The sequence below is a fragment of the Robiginitalea aurantiaca genome (assembly GCF_030380815.1).
Lineage (GTDB): Bacteria > Bacteroidota > Bacteroidia > Flavobacteriales > Flavobacteriaceae > Robiginitalea > Robiginitalea aurantiaca.
The window spans coordinates 12152-34115 of sequence record NZ_JAUDUY010000006.1; the positions used below are offsets into that span (position 1 = coordinate 12152).

Genomic DNA, 21964 nt, shown 5'->3' on the forward strand with positions numbered 1-21964 from the left:
TCAGAATTTGAAATTATATGTGATCGAAGGCACCGGGATCGCAAAAATGGAACTCTGCAATGCCTTAACCTCTCCATTCTCCGAAACAAAAAACAAGGAATAGGGGTTGTTCCTGCCCAACACGTTGTAAACCGATATGGTCCAGAAACTGTGGGCGAGTTTATTCTTCTTGTGATTTCCCTCAATGTTGATCCCTAAATCCAATCGGATATAATCGGGAATCCTAAAGGCATTCCGGTCGCTGTAGAAAACGTAATCCGAATTATTAAAATTAAATTGTCCGATGGGATAGGTAATGGGTCTTCCCGTCTGATAGGAGAAATTCATAGAGGCGCTGTAGCGCTTGGTAAACTTATAATTCGCAATCAGGCTGACGTCATGAGGCCGGTCGTAATTGGAAGGGAAAAATTCCCCGTCGTTGATCCGTTCCTCGGGGAATTGACTGTCGTATCGTATCAGGGATCTTGAATAGGTATAACCCAGCCACCCATTGAGCCTGCCCTGGGTTTTCTTAAGGAGGAACTCAACCCCGTATGCCTTTCCGTCCCCCTGAATCACTTCGGTTTCTATGGCGTCGTTGAGCAATATTTGGGCACCGGTCTTAAAGTCCAGGACATCCTGGGCCCATTTGTAGAATCCTTCAACGCTCAATTCCAGGGCACCCTCCTCCAAATTCCTGAAAAACCCCAGGGTGACCTGCTGGGAGGTCTGCGGCCGGATGTTTAAATCGCTCAGTTTCCAGGTATCGATCGGGGAAACCGTCGTGGTATTGGAAAGCGTGTGAATGTACTGATACATATTGCTAAAACCTGCCTTAACCGAAAATTCCGGAGTGATCAGATAGCGGGTGGAGAATCGCACTTCAGGACCTCCGTAGGTTTTGATCGTCTCTCCGCTTCCATAATTCAGGGTATCGATTACCGTGCCCTCATTCCGGGGCTGTCCCGGGGCATAGACTTTTTGTTCTGAAGGCCCGGTAGCGGCAAATACCGAGAGCCGAACCCCCGCATTAATACTCAGTCTGTCTGTCACATCCCAGTCGTCAGAGATAAACACGCCCCCTTCAATACCTTGTTCCCGGGCCAGTTCCTGAGGAACAACATCTGAGTTCGACCCTGCAGGATTGAGGGTCCCCGGACTTACCCGGTAAAACTTTCCTGCCAGGCCAAAGGTCAGGCGGTGTGATTCGTTGATGCGAAACCGGTTAAAGCCTTTCAGTTCCGTTTCCTCAACGGAATATCCCAGGTTAAAATTGGTATTGGAGTTGGCGTCGTACCCAATATCAAAGGCATAGCGGCTGTTTGCGAGGGAAAACGTAGCGTTGTTGCGTTCGCTGAACTTGTGGTCCCAAACCACTGATGCTGCCCGATTTGAATAGGTGAAGGTAGAATCTGCGGTCAGGCTGAACCGATCATTGCTATAGTACCCGGTAGCCTTCAGGCGGTTGTTTTCATTTAACCGATCCGTATAGGTGGCTACAACATCGTAAAAAGAGGCGGTACTGTTGGCCAACTGCTCATCGTCCAGGGCCCTGAGGACCCAATCCGAATAGGCACCCCGACCTCCAACAACAAGAGAAGATTTGCCCTTTCGCACCGGAAGCTCTAAAGCGAGATTTGCTGTAATGGGCCCAATAGAACCCTCCCCTTTGATCTTATCTGTACTTCCGTCCTTGGTTGAAATATCGAAAACAGAAGAAAGTCGCCCTCCGAATTCAACCGGGATCACGCCTTTATAGATTTCCACCTGCTGGGTCACGAACGGATTCAATGCCTGAAAAATGCCGAAAAAATGCGTTGGGTTATACACCACTGCCTCGTTGAGGAGAAACATATTCTGGTCCGTTCTCCCTCCCCTTACATTCAGGCCAACAGCGCCCTCACCTGCCCTTGAAATCCCCGGAAGGCTCGCAGCAACATCAAAAAGATTCCGCTCCCCGAGCACAAGGGGTATGTCCTTGCTCTCTTCAGCATTTATGATTTCAGTACCGGCTATGACGGCCTGCACATTGCGCTCTTGTTCCGCCTGGACAATGACCTCTTCCAGCTGTTCAACCCCTTCCTCGATAAACCAGTCAAAGGTTCCATTATTGTAGATGATGACCTGCTTCACGGTACTTTCCTTCCCTACCGATCGGGCTTCGAGAACATTGAGGCCGGCGGGTAAACGTAATTCATAATACCCGTTTTCGTCAGTGGCACTACCCGCCCCGTTTGTTCTGTCGAGAATAACGAGGTCTGCAATGGGTCGTCCACTTTCGCGTTCGCGTACATATCCTGAGAGCACAAATGTGCTACCCTGGGTGGAAGCGTCCTGTTTCCCAATCCGAACCGTTTCTACCTGAGCGGGCTTTGAAGCCAATTCTTCCTGATTAACAAAAACAGGGACCGGAGCCCTTCCGCTTCGTTCCGTTACAGGCTGTCCTGCGCCCGGAAGTGAATCCTGTGATCTTCCGAAAAACCCATTTGGCAAAGCATCGTAAATCTGATTATTCCTGTTGAGCACGAAAATCTGTTCATTGTAACGATAAAATGTAATAGGCGTCTCCTTAAGCACTTCGCTTAGAAAGGCTTCAGGTGTTATGTCCTCAAAATTTCCCGAAATTGTCTCATCTCCAAACCACTGCGGCAGAAAGTACAACTGATAGGAGGATTGCTGTTTAAATTTTTGCAGAACCTCAGGAATGGTCAGGTCTTCAAACTGTATTTGAATGCGCTCCGGGGTCTGCTGAGCATACACGCCGAAGGATAGCAAGCTTAAGAGAAGAAAGAAACGGAATTTAAGAAGCATATTTAGCAATGCATATAGACATTTGTCCGGAGAGCCGAAACTACCGGATTATGAGGTGATGGTCAGTTATTCATTAAAGCTAAATATAAGTATTGATTTAGAATTCGCTTTGATTTCCTGTTCATTGAGCAACATTTTGCGAAATTTTCCCTGAATGTACATTTCGGCCTGATCGTCGTAATGCGGACTGAAAGGATTCCCGGACTGGCCTGTTGGGAGAATGCTCATGCTTGCTTCAATATCAGAAAAATCGATGACCCTACGGGTGGAAGGCCCTGCGCTCACCTTGTAAAATCCTGATGCATTGTAGGGGAACATCAAATTATTGATAACCTCCCGGGTTCCGTTTACAGGGAACGGGCCCACATTGAAATATGACCTCAGCGATTCCATCCTTCCAAAAGGGTGGCTGAATTCTACTGAATGTACGTCTTTCCATCCCCAGTCTCCTTCATATCCCCCAAAATCTGTATGGATGGAGGCTACGGCAGACCTATAGGACGCCCGAATGATATCCTTTCGCGTCTCGCGGATTTCAGGAGTACGCACGTCATCCCACCAAACAGATGCTTCCTTCCGGCTCATGGGTGAAATCATGCGTTTGAGCAGATGGGTATTTAAAAGGGATTCAAATCCTTCTGCACCCAATTCATCTTCAAAAGTAGCCGAGAGAAATTCATAAACCCATCGGTGGAAAAGCACAGCTTCCTTGCTTTCCAGATCAGCTGTTCCATCCCAGTTTTTTAACGCAATTAGCATTTTTTCAGCCGCTGCTTCCAGGGGTTCACCTGATAAATCGGCTGCCAGAGCGGCCACAATTTCCGGGTTCACCGGAGAGGTAACGTCCGTGATCATTTCCATAACACCATCCCGGTCCCAGTCACTTCTGGGTTCAAGCAGGTTTTCGATCCTGCGCGCGCGGTTCTCCGGCAAATAATACCCCGGGATCATCCCGTACTGAACGCTGTCTGGCTGATTGTTCGCCGAATACACATAGCCCCAGGGCGGGTTGATTGACCTTGGGTTTCGCTCGAATGCCAGGGGTTCTGGTGGGGTTACCGTAGCCCCGTCCAGAAAGAGTTTTGTCGACAAACTATCCGGGTGTACCGAAAGTCTCGCAGCGCCCCACCAGGCTACATTACCCTCTGCATCCCCGTACATTACGTTCAGGCCCGGGGCGTGAATATCGGCTACCGCTTTCTCAAAGCTGTCCATATCCCGGGAATGACTGATTCCGTATAACGCCTGGAGCACATTGTTTTCACCCTGGGTATAAACCCACGACATACTAACGGGTGCCTCTGCCTTCAGGGATTCGAGGGCTTCATTGAGAACCGGTCCCCGATCGGTCTCCCGGTAACGGAAGGTTACAGGTTCCTGATCCTTTACGGGAATTTGTTTTTCCTTTTGCACAAAAGTCCCCAATCTGCCGGGTCGGAGATACCGTGTACTATCCCCGGGGTCCAGGGTCTCCGAATAAAAATCGATATCGTCATTTTCAAACATCGTCAGGCCGTACGCAATCAGACGGTCATGACCCAATAAGGGGTATGGGACTCCCGCCAGGTAATAGCCGTATTTTTCAAAGTCAGGAGTTACTATATGGGCCTCGTACCAGACAGAAGGCTGGGCGAAACCGATATGCGGATCATTTGCAAACAGGACCTTCCCACTTTTGGTCTTTTCGGGCCCCAATACCCAGGAGTTACTGCCTTCAAGAGCCGGAAGGGGTGTTTTTTCGAGTATTTCCCTTATGTGGGCTGAAAGCTGATGGGATGAATCCGAAACAAATCGGGAGTCATGGGTTCTGATCATCGTCGCATTGGACGGTGAAGTCTGCAGTAATTCTGCCAGGTATTCCGGACCAAGGCGGTCCCGTACCTCCATCAGAAAGGGATCCGTTTTATGTGCCATGGCAAAGCTGAATGCCATATAGCCCACCGCGTTGTAGACATCTGCCAGGGTAAATGGCTGTTTGTCCAGCCCGGTGAGGTAAAACTCAATAGGGGTTGGACCTTCCGCAATATACTGGTTGATCCCATCGAGGTAGGCCTGGGCGAGTTGTACCGCAGGCTCTTCGGGATCCAGATCTGCCAGTATTTTTTGTGTCGCCTCATCAATGCCCAGTCCCAGAAACAACTTATCATTCGGCAGGGCCTCTTGGCCAAATACTTCAGATAACCTTCCTGGAGCTATCCGCCTGAGGAGTTCCATCTGCCACAACCGATCCTGGGCATGTACAAAGCCCAGAGCTCGGAAGGCATCCGGTTCATTTTCAGCGTAAATATGAGGAATCCCGTAGGTGTCAAAGTACACCGATACGGAGTCCTTTAATTGGGAAAGCTCTTTGTTGCCCTCATATTCCGGTTTTTGGTGCTGAACAAATAGAAAGCCTACCAGGAGGACAAGGGCCAGGAATATGGCAAGGAAGACAAGGATTCGTTTGATTAGTCTCAAGGATCGTATTTAAAAATTGAATTCTAAATATAGGTCCTTTCCCTTTAAATCAAAAGACCAGCGTAGCGCGGACAGGCAGAATGCTATTGTGGAAGGGAAAATGCATCCGGCACCTCAAAATCATTCGTCTGGAACGCCTTCAGTCCGGAATGCAGCCAGGCGCGATAGGTCTCTATATCTGTGTTTTGAACCGGTGGCGCCAGTATTTTGAGATCAGGCGCTAGCAATACGTAATAGGGTTGGGAAACGGCGCCGAAATTCAGGTTCTGGAATGTGCTCCAATAATCCCCTATGGATTCAATCTCCTTGAGGGTGCCATTCGCATAGGAGAAGGTAAACTGCTGATCTTCCGGGAGCGGTTTCCGCTCATCCACATATAAGGAAACCAGGATGTATTCATCCCGGATCAGGCGGAACACTTCAGGATTACTCCAGACCTGTTCTTCCATTTTCCGGCAATTCACACAGGCCCAGCCCGTGAAATCAAGAAGGATGGGTTTGCCGCTGGCCTGAGCCTGTGCCATACCTTCCTGAAAATCTTTGTAGCAATCCAATCCCAGGGGGCAGTCCGTTTCTTGTTTGCTCAGGGTATAAAAATCCGGTGGCGGAAAACCACTGAGCGCTTTTAAAGGTGCCCCTGTAAGCAAGCCATACCCAAGGTAGGCGGCAAAGCCAATAAAGAATAATGCGCCCACTACAGCCGTTTTGGAACGTCGCCTTTTCACAGTTCCCCCTTCTTTGAACCGGAAGGCTCCCAAAAGGTAGGCAGAAAGCAAAAGGGCCAGTAGAATCCAGATCCCGAGGAATACTTCCCGCTTGAGAAATCCCCAGTTCCCAATCAGATCGGCATTGGAAAGAAATTTTAAGGCAAGGCCCAATTCGAGAAACCCCAGGACGACCTTGACCGTTTCCATCCACCCCCCCGAACTCGGCAAGCGCTGCAACCAGGACGGAAACATGGCAAAGAGCGTAAAGGGTAAGGCCAGGGCCACCCCAAAGCCCAGCATCCCGGCCGTCAGGTTGGTCGCAACGTCCCCTTCGGAAAGCGCTGTGCTCCCTAATAAGCCACCGAGGATTGGACCCGTGCACGAAAAGGAAACAATCGCAAGGGTCAGGGCCATAAAAAAGATTCCAATGGCACCGCCAATCCGGTCAGATGCCCGATCAGCACCGGACGCCCACGAAGCAGGCAGGGTCAATTCGTAATAGCCAAAGAATGAGAAGGCAAAGACGACAAAGACCACAAAGAAGAGAAGGTTCAGCCAGATATTCGTCGCAAGCGTATTCAAGATTTGGGCGTCTACCGAATCGAAGAAATGAAAGGGCAAACTCAAGAGAAAATAGATCAATATGATACAGAAACCGTAAAATCCTGCCCGCGCAATCCCTTTGGAGCGGCTGTTGGTCTGCTTGGTGAAAAAAGATACCGTAAGCGGAATCATCGGAAACACACAGGGCGTAAGCAGGGCGAGCAATCCTCCCAGGAAGCCCAGGCCAAAAATAACCCAGATTCCCTTCCCCTTTCCGGTCCCTGTGGCGTTATGCTGTTCGAGGAAGGCTGTGTTTTTCAGGTCCAATCTGAGGGCATCGCTTTTCGTGAGGGATTCGGCATCGAGTTCCGGGGATTCCGGAACAAATGGTTGATCCGTCAGTGAAAACAAAAAGGTCTTTTCCGCCCCGATGCAGACCTCTTTGCAGACCTGATAAAATATATCAACTTGTATCCCGGGTAGCGATTTATCGTTTAGATAGATCTTCTGAACAAACCTGGCGGTCCCCTTAAAAAAGGTCTCATCAACTTCGAAGATATCGCTGAAAGCGGTCTCCGTCTCGCTCTCCTGGACAGGGCCCAAAGTCTGGTAACCCATGCCGTTGCCCTTAAAGGAAAACTCTGTGGGCAGGGCTCCGCCCTCTGGAGTATGCTGCGAGTATAAATGCCACTCGGGGTCTATGCTAGCCTCAAAAACCAGAGAAAAGGAAGTGTCGGACTCCCGGATCAGCTCCTGAGTCCATTGGACCGGGTGCGCTTCGATCTGTGCGTGTACCGGTTGCCAAAGGCAAACCGTGCACAAAAAAACCATCTGTAAAATTGCCCTTATCCGCGCCATTCAAGCCTGAGTATTTGTTTTGTCTGCCCTGTAACTTTAAAGCGTTCATCCGGGCGATGTCCTACCAGCCAAACGATCGCATCTCCACTGCATAGTATCCACTGGTCCTCTTTTTCAAAGAGGTTGAATTTATGATCTTTAAAGTATTTCGCTATTTTCTGTCTTCCCGACATGCCCAAAGGGTAAAAGTAATCGCCTTTTTGCCATTTTCGCAATTGCAATCCCTCCTTTAACGTTTCCCGATCCACATATAGTACGTTTTTCCCGGCCTGTTCCATATGGGCAACTTCGCTCAGGATCATGGGGAGGTCACTGGGATTGGGAGATACTTGCGGATATATCTGGTAAATCTCCTGGCTTTGTGCCTGGACGGGCCTTAACAACAAGGCGGTTCTGTCCCTGAGTAAGCGATGGGTCGCAGATCTGATCTCCTTCCCACTAATCCCGTCCATCAGCCTCCTTAGGGCCTGCCAGTCTGTGAACCCATAGGGCCTGAAAAGTTCATATAAATAAGGATCAAGCGGGCTCAGTTGCTCCAGGGCCTTCAGCGGGAACCTTACCACTTCTCCTTCTTTCTCGAGCACCCTATCCCGAACTTCAGCTATGTGGTTTCCCAGCAGGGCCCTGCTGCCCTTAAGGAAATCAAGTGACTTCTCGAAGTTTCCGAGCACCCTGGAATCGGCCTTTTTCAAATTCGGAATGACGGATTGGCGAAGCCGGTTCCTCAGGTACTTCTCTTCTGTATTCGAGGCGTCTTCCCGCCAAGGCGTTTTCGTATCATGCGCATAGGCGAGGATTTCCTCCCTGTCAAATGGCAACAAAGGTCTTCTGATTCCCTTCGCAGCAGCCGGAATTCCGGTAAGTCCTTCAAGGCCTGTGCCGCGGATAAGGTTGATTAAAAAGGTCTCCAGCTGGTCATCTGCATGATGGGCTGTGATTGTAAATGTGAGGTTGCGCTCCCTGAGGAGATCCGCAAACCACTCGTATCTCAGCACCCTTGCACTTTCCTGAAGTGATTGTTTATGTGAAGCACTATATGCTACTGTATTAAATTGTTTTACATGTATAGTTTGATTCCATATTATCCCCATCTCTGTCACAAAATCAGCATCCTTTGTACTGTCGTCTCCACGAAGGTTGAAATTGCAATGCGCAACTTCAAAGTCAAGTCCGGATTCCCGGCAAAGGGTCCAGAGTACCATACTGTCCACACCCCCGCTGCACGCGAGCAGGAATGGCTTTTGAAGCATCTCTGGAAAATGGGTTTCAATATGTGCCTTAAAGCGTGTTTTCACTCTGCAAAGTTAGGTACAAATTGTACAGAAACGGCAGGAATCTGAAGGCGTTGGCAGATGAATTACACTTTAAACGTATGGCTTTCCAGCCAGATGTGCATTGCCTCAAAATAGCGTTCCCTTTCAAGATCGTGATGCAATTCATGGTATCCGTCTTCGAGCAGTTCAAGATGGGTTGAGGTTGCACCGGCATGAAAGTCCCGGCTTCCATGAGGATCGATTATGGGATCCGCAGTCCCGTGGAGAATTAACGTTGGCACGTCCAGGTTATGTGCATTTTGAATCGCCCATTCCCCAGCCTCTATTACCGGAAAAGAGAATGTGGGACTGACCTTGTCATGGATAAGCGGATCGGCCTTGTATTTCAATACTTCCTCCGGATCTCTTGAAATCCCTGCAGGATCCAGGCCCGAAGGCACAGTTGCGGAGGGCGCAATACGCGAGAGCAGTTTCCCGAGTTTCCACTTCCATGCCGGAGGATTAAAAGCAAGTCGCAGATAGGGGCTGCTCGCGATTACACCTTCAGGCTTCCCAAATCCACGAAGCACAAAATTCAGGGCGAGGTTTCCTCCCATACTGTGCCCGTAGAGCAGCAGCGGGAGTTCCGGGTATCTCGACCTTAGTTTGTGATACCCTTTTTTGGTTAGTCCCATTAGCTGTTGGTATCCCTGGCAGTGACCTCTTTTCCCACCGCTTTTTCCATGACCAATCAGATCGAATCCGAGTACGGAAAAGCCATGCCGATTGAAAAAAGGGGCTACTTCCTTTAAATACCTTCCTGAATGTTCACCAAATCCGTGGATTAGCAGGATACTCGCCCTGGGATTCTCGACAAGAGACCAAAATCCATGAATGGGCACGCCTTCCCAGTCTTCCTTAAACGTTTGCACTTCGTATTTCCCTTCAGTCATAAAATAAATGTTTGTGGTTTTAACACATTTCTACCTGGCGTCAATATAGGCGAGAAAGTCATTGAGGGCTTGCTCGTGAAGGGAAGCCTGGCCAGGATCTGTGATGCCCGTCTGGGGATCGAAACAATCGTAGTAATTATGAAGCGAAAAGGTCGATACCACTTCGGCCCCAAAGCGTTTCAGCATTTGGGCTACGACATCCCGGGAAGAGGCTGCTCCGCGCTTTCCACCCGAAGCAGACATCAGGAAAACCGGGGTATTGACCAGGAATTTGCGCTCGTCCCTGGAAAGCCAGTCAAGAATATTTTTAAAAAAAGCCGAGGGATTCCCATTGTGCTCATTCACAGAAAGGATTAGGGCTTCGGCCTCTTCTATCTGTTTCCGAAATCCGGTTACTATTTCAGGGATTCCATCTGATTTTTCGAGATCTTCACTGTACATCGGAAAAGCGTATCCGGCCAGTTCAATACACTGAACGCCTCGATCCTTAATTAGGGAGACGGTGTACTTAACTAAATTGAAATTGATCGAAGTTGAGGAATTGCTTCCGGCAGTTGCCAAAATTGCTGACATAAAAACAGGTTTTCAGCGAAAATAAAGGAATTTAGGTGCTGAGGTCTGTAATTTTAATAATTTTGCCAGCGAAAACATCCATAGCAGGCTGTTTTTCAGTATATAGAGTATCTGAATTTATGAAAGAACAGAGTAAACGACTCTATTTTATAGATGCCATGCGCGCCTGGGCCATCCTCATGATGCTTCAGGGGCATTTTATCGATGGCCTGCTGGATCCCGTATATCGCGACCCATCAAATCTCTTGTTTTCCACCTGGAAATATTTTCGCGGGATTACCGCCCCCGTATTCTTTACGGTTTCCGGCTTTATTTTCACATACCTCTTATTGCTGGCACCTGTACAGGGAAAAAACAACCCCCGTATCCGCAAGGGACTAAAACGCGGCCTGGAACTTATCGGTATTGGTTACCTCTTGCGCACGAATCTGTTTGGACTCCTCAATGGTGTAATTTACCCTTCTTTTTTCCTGGTGGATGTCCTTCATTGTATCGGCATTGCCCTTTTACTCCTGATTTTGATCTATCTGGCAGTCCCAAAAGGTAAGATCGGAAGGCTTTCTGTGGTGTTTCTAACTTTGGGAGTACTGCTTTTTGCATTCGAACCCGTTTACAGCGCATGGGATCTTTCATTTATGCCTGTAGCATTGGCGAACTACTTTACCCGGGCAAATGGTTCGGTGTTTACGATTATTCCGTGGGTAGGTTACGCGTTTATAGGTGGTTTTATGGCTTCCCTTTTCTACAGGTATCGTAACATCAAGTACCTGTATCTAAAAAGTATTGGCGTTTTCCTACTTGGGGGTGTCAGCCTAATTTGGTACTCCTCTCCCCTTTTCGATTGGATTAGCGTTAGGGCCGGTATTGCCCTTTTCGAGCGAATCGCCCTGAACAATTACCTGTTTATCCGTCTTGGAGATGTCATGCTCGTTTTTGCAGTGTTCATTTTGCTCAGAGGCCTGATGAAACGAAAGGTATTTCTGAGCATAGGGCAGCATACCCTGTCCATTTATGTGATCCACTTTATGGTTCTGTACGGAAGTCTTACGGGAATTGGTTTATACCAGTTCTGGAACCAGGCGCTCACCCCCGTTCAGGTCATTACGGGAGCATTGATTTTTATGACCTTTTGCACCTGGGCTGCCCTGAGCTACAACCAGCACAAACAATTGCTCCTAACTTCACTGGGCCAGACCCTGGGATGGATTAAGAGCAAAGGGATTTACCTGATGGACCTGGGACTGCGCACGTGTCGCATAGTCTGGACGCGTCTTATCCGATATCTCACAGCTACACAGAGTCGATAAACCTCTGGATTCTTTAGGGCATTTAAGCGTGAAGTGCCCGGTCATCCGTAGCGGCTAAGGCAGCCTCTTTAACGGCCTCAGCATAGGTAGGGTGGGCATGGCTCATTCGCGCGATATCCTCTGCGGAGGCACGGTATTCCATTGCCGTAACGGCCTCTGCAATGAGGTCAGCCACCCGGGCCCCGATCATATGTACCCCCAGCACTTCATCGGTCTTTTTATCCGCAAGGATTTTGACAAACCCATCCGTATCCATACTCGCCCTGGACCTGCCCAGTGCCCGCATTGGGAATTGCCCGCTTTTATAGGCGACTCCGGATTCTTTTAGCTCTTCCTCCGTTTTACCTACAGCCGCAACTTCCGGCCATGTGTAAACAACACCCGGGATTAAGTTATAGTCAATATGGGGTTTCTGGCCAGCCAGGATTTCTGCGACCATCACACCTTCTTCTTCTGCCTTGTGCGCGAGCATTTGTCCGCGGACCACATCGCCTATCGCATAGATGTTGGATGCGGAGGTCTGCAGGTGATCGTTAACGACGACCTGTCCTTTTTCATTCAGTTCCACTCCGGCAGCCTTTGCATTCAATCCTTCGGTGTAGGGTTTTCTTCCTACAGAAACCAGACAGTAGTCCCCTTTAAGCACAATTTCTTTTTCCTTTTTGTCTAAGGCCGTAACTGTGATTTCCTTTCCCTTTCTGGAGACACCGGTCACCTTATGAGAGAGGTAAAATTTCATTCCCTGCTTTTTAAAAACCTTTGTCAGTTCTTTGGATAAAGCAGCGTCCATACCCGGAATAATACGGTCCATATACTCAACAACGCTCACTTGGGCCCCCAATCGCCGATACACCTGCCCGAGCTCGAGTCCTATGACACCCCCTCCGATAATAATCATGTGGTCGGGGATTTCCTTCAGGCTCAAAGCCTCGGTAGAGGTTATAACCCGCTCTTTATCCAACTCGATAAAAGGCAGGGAGGCCGGTTTCGAACCCGTTGCGATAATACTCGACTTCGCCTGAATCTCCTCTGTATTCCCGCCTTTTATTTGGATATGTGTGGCATCCTTAAAACTCCCAATCCCGTGGAAAACATCGATGTTGTTTTTACTCATCAGGAATTCAATCCCCTTTGTGGTCTGGTCCACTACCCCCTGTTTCCTTTCGATCATCTTTTTTAAGTTCACCCGAACTTCACCCGGGATTTCAATCCCATGGGTTTCAAAATGCGCAACGGCATCGTGATAGTGATGGCTGGAATCCAAAAGTGCTTTTGAGGGAATGCATCCTACATTGAGGCAAGTCCCGCCCAGTGTACTGTATTTCTCGATCAACGCGGTCTTCATCCCGAGCTGAGAACAGCGAATAGCCGCTACATAACCTCCGGGCCCTGAACCAATTACAGCAACATCATATGATTTCATAAAATCGTTTTTTCGTTTAAGGCAGCCCCGATCGGGCTGCGTTTTATTGGGTTCACAAAAGTACAAATGTTTTGGCTTCTGACCTCAATTCACAAGAAAAGTAGGTATTGAAAAGGCGCCGATCATAGCGGGAGTTCATGAGTTTGTTTTACCGTATTTATCACAAAGGCACTATGGGTACTGCCAATTTGAGGGATCAGCGTTAGTTTGGAAACCATAAATTCCCGATAGGCGGCCATATCCCGGACGCAGATTTCGAGCAGGTAATCGTATTCGCCCCCGAGGTGATAACAACTAACCACCTCCTTGAGTTGGTCCACCTCTTTCTCAAAAGTCCGGATCTGATGCTGTACGTGCTGACTGAGCTTAACCTGGCAAAATACCCTGAAATCAAGGTGTACTTTCACCGGGTCAATCCGGGCGACATACCCGAGAATCATTCCATTTCGTTCCAGCCTGCGAATACGTTCGTATACCGCGGTAGCTGAAAGCCCCAAATCTGCAGCGAGGGCTTTTGTGGTGAGTTTGCTATTTCGCTGGAGTTGCTGAAGTATTTTCTTATCGGTCTCATCCATAGGGTCACCGGGATTTTATCTGATTCATTGAATAAGAAGAAGAATTTATAGTTTTTTATTCTAAATTTCTTATCTTATATAGTTTTTATTAAAGCAAATATTATTTTATATTGATAATATTCGTGCAATTTAATATTTTTACTGTAAATAATACGACGTCATGGACTATAATGCTCCCGATTCTATTCAGGATTTACAGTATTTCGGTGAATACGGAGGGGTAAATCCTTCTATTTCAGATTCTTCAACCTACACTTTCCTCAATGCGAAGACGATGTTCGATACGTTTGAGGGAAATACGGAAGGGTGTTATCTCTACAGCAGACACTCCTCACCTTCCAACCTTTACCTGGGTGAGGCCCTGGCCGCCCTGGAAGGGACAGAGAGTGCGAATGTGACCGCCAGCGGTATGGGCGCCATCACTGCAGTGATTCTGCAACTCTGTAGCAGTGGAGACCATATTGTGAGCAGCCGGACGATTTATGGTGGCACTTATGCCTTTATGAAGAATTTTTTGAAGCGTTTTGATATTTCGGTGAGTTTTGTCGACATCACCAAACCGGATGTAGTGGCTTCAGCGATCCGCCCCAATACCCGGATGATCTATTGCGAATCGGTGAGCAACCCACTACTGGAGGTAGCTGATATCCCTGAACTTTCCCGAATTGGAAAATCCAAGGATATACCGCTTGTGGTGGATAATACCTTTACCCCTCTTTCCATTGCTCCGGCACGCCTTGGGGCAGACATCGTGATTCACAGCCTGACAAAATTCATCAATGGTACCAGCGACACAGTGGCGGGAGCCGTCTGCGGCTCAACGGAATTTTGCCTTGCCCTTAAAGACGTCAATGACGGGGCCGGCATGCTTCTGGGGAGTACACTGGACAGCCTTCGGGCAGCCTCCATCCTCAAAAACATGCGGACCCTGCACCTTAGAATTCAAAAACACAGCGATAATGCCGCCTACCTGGCCAGGGAGTTTGAAGCCCTGGGATTGCGGGTGGTTTACCCCGGACTTCCCTCCCATCCGGGCCATGAGCTGATGAAAAAACAACATATGGCGCATTTCGGCTACGGCGGGATCCTTACCCTGGATGTACAAACCCTGGAGAAGGCAAATGCACTTATGGAGCTCATGCAGAAGGAAAACCTTGGGTACCTCGCTGTGAGTCTTGGGTTTTATAAGACCCTTTTTAGTGCTCCGGGGGCATCGACCTCCTCCGAAATCCCCGAAGCGGAACAAATCGCCATGGGACTGGGAGAAGGACTCATCCGTTTTTCAATCGGGCTGGACAACAACATCGAACGTACGTTTAAAACGATGAAAGCGTGTATTGAAGCCATCGGAATCATGCCTGTGCATGAGGTTTCAAAATAAAAGGACACCGCGGGACGGTTGCACGATTACCAGCATTATCGTAATATTACCTTCCAACTAAACGCAATCCATGTCCAAATCCAGCGGGAAGAAGTACCGGCAAGACGAGCACATAGTAGAAAACGTAGAATTATCCATTTATGAAGCGCTGATTCCCGTATTCGCCCTTATCGGGATGCTGGCCTACAACGTATATGTATTTGGTGACGACGCCATTAGTGGCTCCAATCAGTTTATACTGTTAATGGGAGGAGCCGTGGCAGCGATTGTTGGTTTCTATAATAAAGTGACCTTCAAACAAATGCTGGCAGAGGTTGCCGAAAACGTAAAATCCACAACAGGAGCGCTGTTAATTCTCCTTATGGTAGGCGCACTTGCGGGAACCTGGTTGATCAGCGGGATTATTCCGGCAATGATCTATTACGGCCTTCAGATCCTCAATCCAACCATCTTTCTGGGCGCATGTGTGGTGATTAGCGCCATTATTTCTATCGCCACGGGAAGCAGCTGGACTACTTCCGCTACTGTCGGGATTGCACTTGTCGGGATTGGTGAGGCCTTGGGGATTTCATTGGGAATGACTGCCGGCGCCATACTATCCGGCGCCTACTTCGGAGATAAAATGTCCCCTTTAAGTGACACCACAAACCTCGCCCCTGCCATGGCAGGTGGTGAGCTTTTCAGTCATATCCGGTATATGACCTATACCACCATTCCGACAATATTGATTACCCTGCTGGTCTTTATTATAATAGGGTTTTCATTGGAAACCTCTGGAAATGCCGATACGGAGGGGATTCTTGCTTCTATTGAAGAGGCGTTTAATATTACCCCCTGGCTTTTTCTAGTGCCATTGGCGGTTATTGTAATGATCATTCGGAAGACACCCCCACTGGTTGCCCTGCTTATCGGGACCTTACTCGGGGGAGTTTTTGCGCTCTTCTTTCAGCCCGGGGTTGTGGCCGGGATCACCGGGGCAGATACCCTGAATTTTGAATCCGGATATAAGGGTATCCTGAATTCCATAACAATTTCAACAGCCATTGAAACCGACAATGCAGCCCTTAATGCCCTCTTTACTGCCAAAGGAATGACCGGCATGCTGGGCACCATATGGCTAATCGTATGTGCTATGGTATTCGGGGGTGTTATGGATGGCATCGGCGCCCTGTCCAGGATTACCAAGGCACTTTTAAGCATGGCCAAGTCCACATTCAGTCTTTTTGCGAGTACTGTGGGAAGTTGCCTGGCATTAAACATTACCGCCTCCGACCAGTATCTGGCGATTGTCGTACCCGGTAAAATGTTTGCCAAGGCATACGAGGACCGCGGGCTGGCACCAGAAAACCTCAGTCGAACCCTCGAGGATTCGGGCACCGTAACTTCCGTACTCATACCCTGGAATACCTGTGGCGCCTACCACAGTGGGGTTTTAGGCGTCCCCGTGGCAGATTATTTCTTTTTTGCGATATTCAATTGGCTGAGTCCTATGATGACCTTATTCTTCGCAGCCCTCGGCATTAAAATCAAAAAATTAGCGACTGGATAGGGATCCTTTGTTCCGGATATAGCGCGATGGTTACAATTCCTTAGGAATCGCCTGGAAATTCCCTAAAGCAAAGCTTCAATTTTTTATTTTTGCTAAAACCTAAATTACTATGACTAAGATAAGCTTGGGAGGTAAGACCGTTCACACATTGGGCAACTTACCAGAAAAGGGCACAGAAGCCCCGGATGTAGAGTTGGTAGACAGCCGTTTGGGCCGAAGACACATTAGCGACTTCAGAGGACAGAAGGTCCTGATGAATATTTTCCCCAGCGTCAACACCGGCGTCTGCTCCAATTCTGTTCGAAAATTTAATGAGGAGGCGGCAGCCCTTTCGAATACCAAAGTACTCTGTATCTCAAAGGACCTTCCTTTTTCTCAGGATCAATTTTGCGCCGCTGAGGGAATCGAAAATGTCGTTATGCTATCCGATTATCGGGATGGCCGTTTTGGGGTAGCCTATAACCTCACTATGACCGATGGTGGTTTTGAAGCCTTATTGTCCCGTTCCGTTATCGTACTCGATGAAAACGGCAAAGTAATCTATACCGAACAGGTCCCGGAAATCGGACAGGAGCCAAATTACACCGCAGCACTGGAGGCTCTTCAAAATGCCTGAACCCTCCTATATCCGCAACCGAATCCGAAGTATTGGCTTCGCAGCTAAAGGCGCATGGATACTCCTTAGAACTGAAGGAAGTATACAGGTTCAGTTCGTTGTAGCAATATTGGTCTGTATCGCAGGCTGGTATTGCGAAATAAGCCGCATGGAGTGGATTTGTCAATTACTTGCAATCGGAATGGTTATGGGCCTTGAAGGAATAAATACAGCCATAGAAGCCCTCTCGGACTACGTTCAGCCCGAGCGGGATTCAAGGATCGGTCACATTAAGGATATTTCTGCAGGAGCAGTGCTCATTGCAGCTGTGGTGGCGGGTATTGTGGGACTCATCATTTATCTCCCCAGGATTTTTAGCTGATCAGAGGGGGGTTGCTTCCCCTGTAAATTTGTAATTTAGCCGCGTTGTCAAAAACAACCGCATGGCCAAAACAAAACGCAAAACTTCGGCCTCCAGGAAACGGAAGCCCCGCGGCATATCCAGGCAAAACAAGATAATCCTTGGCAGCCTGCTGATCCTGCTCAGTCTTGCCCTATTTTTTAGCTTCGTATCTTTTTTCTTCACATGGCAGGAGGACCAGAGCCTCCTGACTGAATTTGCCAATCGGGATAAATCAGCCGAAAACCTGCTGAACAAGTTCGGAGCGGCGATTAGTCATTTTTTTATGTATAAAGGATTCGGCCTCGCTTCCTTTATCCTGCCTGGGCTTATTTGTATTTCGGGTATCTATTTATTTCTGGGAATTAAGGCCAAGGGCCTGCTTTCCAAATGGATCTGGGGGCTGGTGCTCCTTATTTGGTTTTCAATCGCCTTCGGCTTTTTTGCGGTACAAAAGCCTTTATTAGGTGGACAGGTCGGCTATGAAATGAATTTGTTCCTACAGGATTATGCAGGAAAAATAGGAGTGCTCCTGCTCCTGCTCCTCGGTCTGGTTATCATATTGGTTCGCCTATTCGACTTTTCTCCGGAGCGGGTTGCCAAAGGGTTTTCAGGATTGGGGTCCCTGGTGCCAAGTCGGTCCCCTGTGGTGGAAGATCCTCAGGGATACGGTAGCCTTGAGCTGGATCCCATCATGGATAAAGAGGAAGCTCCTGCTACTGCAGACCTCTACACCCATAAAAAAGACATCCCTGTAGTCGAAGAGGAAACTGAAGCTGAGATTCAGGTTGTTACCCCAGAAGTAGCGGAAATCGAAATGGAGGTCGCGCCGGGGACCATTGAGCCTGAAGAGACTGACGCCCTTGCCGATAAACTGGTTGAGGATTTCGGGGAATTCGACCCCACGCTTGAACTTCCGAAGTATAAATTCCCCCATCTGGACCTCCTGGATTCTCATGGTGCCAGTGGCGGAATAACCATAAACCAGGAAGAACTAGAGGAGAATAAGAATAAAATCGTCAATACCCTTAAGAACTATAAAATCGGGATTGCCCAGATTAAGGCTACCATTGGCCCCACGGTGACCCTTTATGAAATTGTACCGGAAGCTGGGGTTCGGATTTCGAAAATAAAGAACCTCGAGGATGATATTGCACTTTCCCTGGCAGCTCTGGGAATACGGATTATCGCCCCCATTCCGGGTAAAGGGACCATAGGTATTGAGGTCCCGAATAAAAAGCCCACAGTGGTTTCTATGCGATCTGTGATTGCCTCCAAGAAATTCCAGAATGCCGAGATGCAGCTTCCCATTGCTTTCGGTAAAACGATCAGCAATGAAACTTTTGTGGTGGATCTGGCAAAAATGCCACACCTTTTAATGGCCGGCGCTACAGGGCAGGGGAAGTCGGTTGGACTCAATGCCATTCTCTCATCCCTTTTGTACAAAAAACACCCGGCTGAAGTAAAGTTTATCCTTGTAGATCCCAAAAAAGTGGAACTCACCCTCTACAATAAAATTGAGCGGCATTTTCTGGCGAAACTTCCCGACAGTGAGGAGGCGATCATAACGGATAACACAAAGGTAATTCACACCCTGAATTCTCTTTGCATTGAAATGGACAACCGCTACGAATTACTCAAAGCGGCGATGGTGCGGAATATCAAGGAATACAATGAAAAGTTTAAGGGAAGGAAACTGAATCCGAACGACGGACACCGCTTCCTTCCCTACATTGTCCTGGTTATTGATGAATTTGCGGACCTGATAATGTCTGCGGGTAAAGAGGTTGAAACGCCAATTGCACGCCTGGCCCAGCTGGCAAGGGCAATTGGAATCCATTTGGTTATCGCCACCCAACGCCCCTCTGTCAACGTGATTACAGGTCTGATAAAAGCGAATTTCCCGGCCCGGATTGCGTTTAGGGTTACCTCCAAAATCGATTCCCGAACCATCCTGGACACAGCGGGTGCAGACCAACTGATTGGGCGGGGCGATATGCTCTATACCCAGGGGAATGAGATTATTCGCCTTCAATGCGCCTTTGTGGATACGCCGGAAGTAGCTAAAATCACTGAGTACATCGGGTCGCAGCGCGCATACCCGGATGCCCACTTATTACCTGAGTATATAGGCGAAGACTCTGGCACAGGAATTGATTACAGCATTGAAGAACGGGACGCCCTGTTCCGGGATGCAGCAGAGGTCATTGTAATCGCCCAGCAAGGGTCGGCCTCCCTGATTCAACGTAAATTGAAATTGGGATATAATCGGGCCGGACGCATTATTGATCAATTGGAAGCAGCAGGTATCGTAGGGCCTTTTGAAGGTAGTAAAGCGAGACAGGTTCTCGTCTCGGATCTGGCCGCTCTGAATGAATTGCTAAACAACGAAACACAAGGATAAGATGAAAATCAGAAATGTATTGATACTGCTGCTGTGCTGTTCCCTGGGTGTATTGCATTCACAGGACGCAACGAAGGCCAAAAACCTGCTGGACGAGGTCTATGAAAAAGTACAGGGTTATGACAACATCGTGGTAGATTTTAAATTCGACCTTTATAACAGTGAGGCCGATGTGCGTCAGGAAACCCGTGGAAATGTAACACTTAACGGAGAAAAGTACTACCTGAATTATATGGGGGCGGAACAGTTATACGACGGTCAGAAGGTGTATACCATCGTCCCGGAAAACGAGGAAATTACCATTGAGGATAAATCTTCCGAGAACGGAACCGTGAGCCCTTCCAAAATGCTCACCTTCTACAGGGAAGGCCATAGTTTTGACTGGGACATCCTGCAGGATGTGCAGGGTCGGAAAATCCAGTTTGTCAAATTAACACCCATCGATACGAATTCAGAGGTAGCCTCGATTCTTCTCGGTATCGACGTGGAGACACGGCACATTTACAAGCTTATTGAAACCGGGAAAAATGGGACGAGAACGACCATTACGGTAAATTCATTTAAAACAGACCAACCCCTGCCGAAAACACTTTTTACCTTCGACGAGAAAAAGTATACGGACGAAGGATACTATATTATTAGGAATTAAGATTTTGCGAATCCTCGATCGATACATCCTGAAGAGGTTTCTGATGAACTTTTTCAGTTCGTTTATCATTCTGATGTTCATTTTTATTTTCCAGACCATCTGGTTATTTATCGATGATCTGGCAGGGAAAGGCCTGGATTTTATAATCATCGGCAAGTTCCTTTTTTACCTGCTCCCCAATCTCACTGAAAAAGTATTACCACTTACGGTTCTGCTTTCCTCAATTCTCACCTTTGGCTCCCTGGCTGAAAATTACGAGTTTGCTGCGATGAAGGCCTCTGGCATTTCACTCCAAAGGGCCATGCTATACCTAATCGTTTTTGTGGTATTCCTCGGTGGCGTTACCTTTTATTTTGCCAATACGGTTATCCCCATTTCCGAACAAAAAATTTACAACCTCAGACGCAATATTGCCACGATGAAACCCGCGGCAGTTATCGTGGAAGGAGTCTTTAGTGATTTTGAAGGCCGTAACATCAAAGTGGCCCGGAAGTATGGGGAAAATGATCGTTTTCTCGAGGATGTAATCATTCATATGAAATCGGGACTTCAGCGAAACACTACCGTTATCCGCGCGCGCAAGGGGGAGTTGGTCAGTGGGGAAGGTTCTGATATTATCCAACTCAAACTTATCGACGGGCATTACTATGAAGAACACATTCAGAAGTCAGGTACCGCAGGGAATGCCCATCCCTTCACAAAGGCAAATTTCGATACCTATATTATGAACATCGAGATTCCGGATAACCTGGAGGATCTTGAAGCCGATCGGAATGTGGAAACCGACAAAATGAAAAATGTCGGACGTTTGATAAAAGATATCGATTCCATTGCCGAACACAACCAGAACCTGATAGAAGCATTTTCCAGTAGCATCACCTCCAGGATCGGAGCCTATCCCATAAGGGACCGGGATAGTGTACCCACCCCCGCGGACTCCTTGCTCAAAATCCCTGATTCCACCAGAACACTCAACATAACCCAGATTTCGGAGCGCGCTTTGGATTCTGCTACTGCCAAAAGGAAACCTAAACGCACGTACGTACCCGGAGATCCGCTTAGCCCTTTTAAGACCTGGGAACAGGGCCAGGTTCTCGACGCCTCAAAAAATGCCGTCAGGAATCTCCTGAATTCCGTCCGGGGCAAAGGAGATGATCTCGAGTTGAGCTACAAGCGGTACAATATGCACATCCTGAGTTTGCACAAGAAATTTGCGCTAGCCTTTTCCTGCATCATTCTCTTTTTTGTGGGTGCCCCTTTAGGTGCCATTATTCGAAAGGGAGGATTGGGATTGCCTATGGTTATTGCGATTGTACTGTTTCTGGCCTATTATTTCTTCGGGGTGTTTTCAGGTAATTACGCCAAAGAGGGAAATATACATCCCATCCTGGGAGCCTGGATGCCGACCCTGATCATGCTCCCGCTGGGGATTTGGCTGACGCGTCGCGCAACCGCCGACAGAGGCCTGATGAGCTTCGGTCATTTTATCGATTTTATAAAAGAACGTTTTACCCGCGCTAAAAAAGAGCCGGCAACTGAATAAAAGA

Annotated in this window: 16 protein-coding genes; 8 read left to right on the forward strand and 8 right to left on the reverse strand. The window is 48.2% G+C overall.

Annotated elements, in window-relative coordinates:
* The 6 genes from QU605_RS11665 to QU605_RS11690 form a co-directional block, all read right to left on the reverse strand.
* Positions 1 to 2790 (reverse strand): TonB-dependent receptor, encoded by a 2790-nt coding sequence (locus QU605_RS11665; RefSeq protein WP_289725499.1) that lies wholly within the window; start codon positions 2788 to 2790, stop codon positions 1 to 3.
* Positions 2791 to 2856: 66 nt separating this feature from the next.
* Positions 2857 to 5247 carry a penicillin acylase family protein gene (locus QU605_RS11670; protein WP_289725500.1) on the reverse strand — a complete coding sequence of 797 codons (2391 nt, stop codon included), beginning with the start codon at positions 5245 to 5247 and terminating at the stop codon, positions 2857 to 2859.
* Positions 5248 to 5330: 83 nt separating this feature from the next.
* A complete protein-coding gene (locus QU605_RS11675) occupies positions 5331 to 7355 on the reverse strand; it encodes a protein-disulfide reductase DsbD family protein (protein ID WP_353655888.1) in 2025 nt (674 codons plus the stop codon).
* Positions 7343 to 8650, reverse strand: coding sequence for a tRNA lysidine(34) synthetase TilS (tilS, locus tag QU605_RS11680; protein ID WP_289725501.1), 1308 nt, complete (start codon positions 8648 to 8650; stop codon positions 7343 to 7345). Before tilS ends, QU605_RS11675 begins: the two co-directional genes overlap by 13 nt.
* Before the next feature lie 62 nt (positions 8651 to 8712).
* Positions 8713 to 9561 carry an alpha/beta hydrolase gene (locus tag QU605_RS11685; protein WP_289725502.1) on the reverse strand — a complete coding sequence of 283 codons (849 nt, stop codon included), beginning with the start codon at positions 9559 to 9561 and terminating at the stop codon, positions 8713 to 8715.
* A gap of 30 nt (positions 9562 to 9591) precedes the next feature.
* Positions 9592 to 10134 carry an NADPH-dependent FMN reductase gene (locus QU605_RS11690; RefSeq protein ID WP_289725503.1) on the reverse strand — a complete coding sequence of 181 codons (543 nt, stop codon included), beginning with the start codon at positions 10132 to 10134 and terminating at the stop codon, positions 9592 to 9594.
* A 119-nt stretch (positions 10135 to 10253) separates the two neighbouring features.
* On the opposite strand from QU605_RS11690, the gene QU605_RS11695 reads away from it, so the two are divergent.
* Positions 10254 to 11441, forward strand: coding sequence for a heparan-alpha-glucosaminide N-acetyltransferase domain-containing protein (locus QU605_RS11695; RefSeq protein WP_289725504.1), 1188 nt, complete (start codon positions 10254 to 10256; stop codon positions 11439 to 11441).
* Positions 11442 to 11463: 22 nt separating this feature from the next.
* On the opposite strand, the gene lpdA is transcribed toward QU605_RS11695, so the two are convergent.
* On the reverse strand, positions 11464 to 12864 hold the full coding sequence (gene lpdA, locus QU605_RS11700; protein WP_289725505.1) for a dihydrolipoyl dehydrogenase: 1401 nt from the start codon (positions 12862 to 12864) through the stop codon (positions 11464 to 11466).
* 122 nt (positions 12865 to 12986) lie between these two features.
* Positions 12987 to 13439, reverse strand: a complete 453-nt coding sequence (locus QU605_RS11705) for an Lrp/AsnC family transcriptional regulator (RefSeq protein WP_289725506.1) — start codon at positions 13437 to 13439, stop codon at positions 12987 to 12989.
* A 160-nt stretch (positions 13440 to 13599) separates the two neighbouring features.
* Between QU605_RS11705 and QU605_RS11710 the strand changes: the two genes are divergently transcribed.
* The 7 genes from QU605_RS11710 to QU605_RS11740 all read left to right on the forward strand — a co-directional run bounded on the left by QU605_RS11710 (position 13600) and on the right by QU605_RS11740 (position 21960).
* On the forward strand, positions 13600 to 14820 hold the full coding sequence (locus QU605_RS11710; protein ID WP_289725507.1) for an aminotransferase class I/II-fold pyridoxal phosphate-dependent enzyme: 1221 nt from the start codon (positions 13600 to 13602) through the stop codon (positions 14818 to 14820).
* A gap of 70 nt (positions 14821 to 14890) precedes the next feature.
* Positions 14891 to 16369, forward strand: coding sequence for a Na+/H+ antiporter NhaC (nhaC, locus tag QU605_RS11715; protein WP_289725508.1), 1479 nt, complete (start codon positions 14891 to 14893; stop codon positions 16367 to 16369).
* 109 nt (positions 16370 to 16478) lie between these two features.
* Positions 16479 to 16985, forward strand: a complete 507-nt coding sequence (gene tpx, locus QU605_RS11720; protein ID WP_289725509.1) for a thiol peroxidase — start codon at positions 16479 to 16481, stop codon at positions 16983 to 16985.
* Positions 16978 to 17346 (forward strand): diacylglycerol kinase family protein, encoded by a 369-nt coding sequence (locus QU605_RS11725; RefSeq protein WP_289725510.1) that lies wholly within the window; start codon positions 16978 to 16980, stop codon positions 17344 to 17346. The genes tpx and QU605_RS11725 overlap by 8 nt, the downstream gene beginning before the upstream one ends.
* A 61-nt stretch (positions 17347 to 17407) precedes the next feature.
* Complete coding sequence (locus tag QU605_RS11730; RefSeq protein ID WP_289725511.1) at positions 17408 to 19768, forward strand: FtsK/SpoIIIE family DNA translocase; 2361 nt, start codon at positions 17408 to 17410, stop codon at positions 19766 to 19768.
* 1 nt (position 19769) lies between these two features.
* A complete protein-coding gene (lolA1, locus tag QU605_RS11735; protein ID WP_289725512.1) occupies positions 19770 to 20417 on the forward strand; it encodes an outer membrane lipoprotein periplasmic chaperone LolA1 in 648 nt (215 codons plus the stop codon).
* A gap of 43 nt (positions 20418 to 20460) precedes the next feature.
* Positions 20461 to 21960 (forward strand): LptF/LptG family permease, encoded by a 1500-nt coding sequence (locus QU605_RS11740; RefSeq protein WP_434967929.1) that lies wholly within the window; start codon positions 20461 to 20463, stop codon positions 21958 to 21960.
* Positions 21961 to 21964: the final 4 nt, after the last annotated feature.

What these genes read in the sequence shown, in the direction of transcription:
- lolA1 (WP_289725512.1), top strand. Translation starts at nt 19,770, where the DNA reads ATGAAAATCAGAAATGTATTGATACTGCTGCTGTGCTGTTCCCTGGGT.
- QU605_RS11705 (WP_289725506.1), bottom strand. Translation starts at nt 13,439, where the DNA reads ATGGATGAGACCGATAAGAAAATACTTCAGCAACTCCAGCGAAATAGC.
- QU605_RS11665 (WP_289725499.1), bottom strand. Translation starts at nt 2,790, where the DNA reads ATGCTTCTTAAATTCCGTTTCTTTCTTCTCTTAAGCTTGCTATCCTTC.
- QU605_RS11685 (WP_289725502.1), bottom strand. Translation starts at nt 9,561, where the DNA reads ATGACTGAAGGGAAATACGAAGTGCAAACGTTTAAGGAAGACTGGGAA.
- QU605_RS11740 (WP_434967929.1), top strand. Translation starts at nt 20,461, where the DNA reads ATGAACTTTTTCAGTTCGTTTATCATTCTGATGTTCATTTTTATTTTC.
- nhaC (WP_289725508.1), top strand. Translation starts at nt 14,891, where the DNA reads ATGTCCAAATCCAGCGGGAAGAAGTACCGGCAAGACGAGCACATAGTA.
- QU605_RS11690 (WP_289725503.1), bottom strand. Translation starts at nt 10,134, where the DNA reads ATGTCAGCAATTTTGGCAACTGCCGGAAGCAATTCCTCAACTTCGATC.
- lpdA (WP_289725505.1), bottom strand. Translation starts at nt 12,864, where the DNA reads ATGAAATCATATGATGTTGCTGTAATTGGTTCAGGGCCCGGAGGTTAT.
- QU605_RS11675 (WP_353655888.1), bottom strand. Translation starts at nt 7,355, where the DNA reads ATGGCGCGGATAAGGGCAATTTTACAGATGGTTTTTTTGTGCACGGTT.
- QU605_RS11695 (WP_289725504.1), top strand. Translation starts at nt 10,254, where the DNA reads ATGAAAGAACAGAGTAAACGACTCTATTTTATAGATGCCATGCGCGCC.
- tpx (WP_289725509.1), top strand. Translation starts at nt 16,479, where the DNA reads ATGACTAAGATAAGCTTGGGAGGTAAGACCGTTCACACATTGGGCAAC.
- QU605_RS11730 (WP_289725511.1), top strand. Translation starts at nt 17,408, where the DNA reads ATGGCCAAAACAAAACGCAAAACTTCGGCCTCCAGGAAACGGAAGCCC.
- QU605_RS11710 (WP_289725507.1), top strand. Translation starts at nt 13,600, where the DNA reads ATGGACTATAATGCTCCCGATTCTATTCAGGATTTACAGTATTTCGGT.
- QU605_RS11725 (WP_289725510.1), top strand. Translation starts at nt 16,978, where the DNA reads ATGCCTGAACCCTCCTATATCCGCAACCGAATCCGAAGTATTGGCTTC.